The sequence below is a fragment of the Calidithermus terrae genome (assembly GCF_003574345.1).
GTDB lineage: Bacteria > Deinococcota > Deinococci > Deinococcales > Thermaceae > Calidithermus > Calidithermus chliarophilus.
The window spans coordinates 1-2,145 of sequence record NZ_QXDL01000371.1 but is presented as its reverse complement, the minus strand read 5'-3'; the positions used below and the strand labels follow the sequence as shown (position 1 = coordinate 2,145).

Genomic DNA, 2,145 nt, shown 5'->3' with positions numbered 1-2,145 from the left:
GGCGGCGGGCCTGCGGCTGGTGCTGGCGGACGGGGGCGTGCTCGAGTGCTCCCCCGCGCAAAACCCCGAGGTGTTCCGGGCGGCAGGGGTGAGCCTGGGCGCCCTGGGGGTCATCAGCTGGGTGACGCTGCAGAACGTGCCGAGCTACCGGCTCGAGGAGCGCGTGCGGGTGGTGGGGCTAGGCACGCTGCTGCCCGAGCTCCCGAGCCTGGCGCGGGAGAACCGGCACCTCGACTGCCACGTCTTCCCCTTCAGCGGGCAGACCATCGTCAAGACCCTCAACCCGGCCCAGGAACCCGCCGGCAAAACCGGGGTCAACAGCTTCGTGGAGAACACCGTGCTGCGCTGGGCCTGCGAACTCTCGCGCGCACTGCCCGTCCTCAACGCGCCCTTGCAGCGGCTGGTGGGGGTGCTGGTGGGCTCGAGCCGCCGGGTGGGTGAGTCCTACCGGATCTTCGCCACCCCGCGCGAGGTGCGCTTCAACGAGATGGAGTACCACGTTCCCGCCGAGCGGGGGCCGGAGTGCCTGGAGGAGGTCTGCGCGGCGATCCGCAAGAGCGGGGTGCAGGTCTTCATCCCCGTGGAGTACCGCTACGTGGCGGGCGACGGCTTCTGGCTCTCGCCCTTCGGGGGCGGGGCGCGGGCTTCCATCGCGGTGCACCAGTACCACAAGCAGGACCCCTGGCCGCTGTTCCGTGTGGTCGAGCCCATCCTCCGCCGCCACGGCGGGCGGCCCCACTGGGGGAAGATGCACAGCCTCAAGGCGGGCGAACTGCGCGAGCTCTACCCCCACTTCGACGACTTCCGGCGGGTGCGGCTCGAGCTCGACCCCCGCGGCAAGTTCCTCAACGCGCACCTGCGCGAGGCGCTGGGGGCCTGAATGCCGCGCGACCGGGGCCAGCCCCACACCCCCTACTTCGCCGCCCTCAACCGCCTGCTGCGCGCGGAGGGGCCGGGGCGGCCCGTGCTGCTGATCGACCTCGAGCGCCTGGAGCGCAACCTCGAGCGCGTGCGGGCCACCTTCCCGCGCCACGCGGCGCTGCGGGTCGTCAACAAGTCGCTGCCGAGCCCGAAGCTGCTGGAGCACGTGCTCAAGGCCGCCGGGACCCGGCGGCAGATGGTCTTTCACCTGCCCTTCCTGCTCCAGACCGCGCGGCTGTTCCCCGAGGCCGACGTGCTGCTGGGCAAGCCCCTGCCGGCGCGGGCCGTCGAGGGCTTCTACCGCGACCTGCCGCCCACCGGCTTCGACCCCGGGCGGCAGCTCCAGTGGCTCGTGGACACGGCGGAGCGCCTGGGGCAGTACCTCGCCCTAGCGCGGGGGTTGGGGGTGCGGCTGCGGGTGAACCTCGAGATCGACGTCGGGCTGCACCGGGGGGGCTTCCCCGAGCCGGCGGCACTCGCCCCCGCGCTGCGGCTGATCCGGGAGAACCCCGAGCGGCTGGAGTTCGCCGGGTTCATGGGCTACGACGCGCACGTGGGCAAGCTGCCGGGCTTCCTCGAGAAGCCCGAGGTTTCGCTGGCGAAGTCCCAGGCGGCTTACCGGGCCTTCACCGGCTACCTGCGGTCGCAGTTCCCCGACCTGTGGAGTCCCGGCCTCACCTTCAACGGGGCGGGAAGCCCCACCTTCCGGCTGCACGGCGAGGGCAGCCCGCTCAACGACGTCGCGTTGGGTTCGGCGCTGCTCAAGCCGCTCGACTTCGACCTGCCCCTGCTGGCCGACCTCGAGCCCGCCGCCTTCATCGCCACGCCGGTGCTCAAGGTGCTGGAGGGCACCACCCTACCGGGCCTCGAGCGCTTCGCCCCGCTCCTCTCCCGCCTCAACCCCAACTGGGCCCGCACCCACTTCATCTACGGCGGCCGCTGGCCCGCCCGGCCGGTTTCCCCCGGTGGGCTCGCCGAAAACCCCCTCTACGGCAAGAGCTTCAACCAGGCCGTCCTCAACGGCTCCGGGCGCACCGCGCTCGAGCCCGACGACTACGTGTTCCTGCGGCCCTACGAGAGCGAGGGCGTGCTCCTACAGTTCGGTGACCTGCGGGTGGTGCGGGAGGGCCGGATCGTGGCGACTTGGCCGGTGTTTAGTGAGGAAGCGTAAAGCGGCTCGTGGTGAGGAGAGCGCCCGTTCCTGTGTGGGGAGGGGTGGAGGGG

The 2,145-nt window shown here is 72.0% G+C and carries 2 protein-coding genes; both read left to right on the top strand.

What is annotated here, in order from left to right; translation table 11 throughout:
• On the top strand, positions 1-880 hold an 880-nt coding region (locus Mterra_RS20820), incomplete at its 5' end, for a D-arabinono-1,4-lactone oxidase (RefSeq protein WP_119316822.1).
• The gene (locus Mterra_RS20815; RefSeq protein WP_119316821.1) at positions 881-2,092 is read left to right on the top strand and encodes a DSD1 family PLP-dependent enzyme; all 1,212 of its coding nucleotides are present in this window, start codon (positions 881-883) and stop codon (positions 2,090-2,092) included.
• The last annotated feature ends 53 nt before the right edge of the window (positions 2,093-2,145 follow it).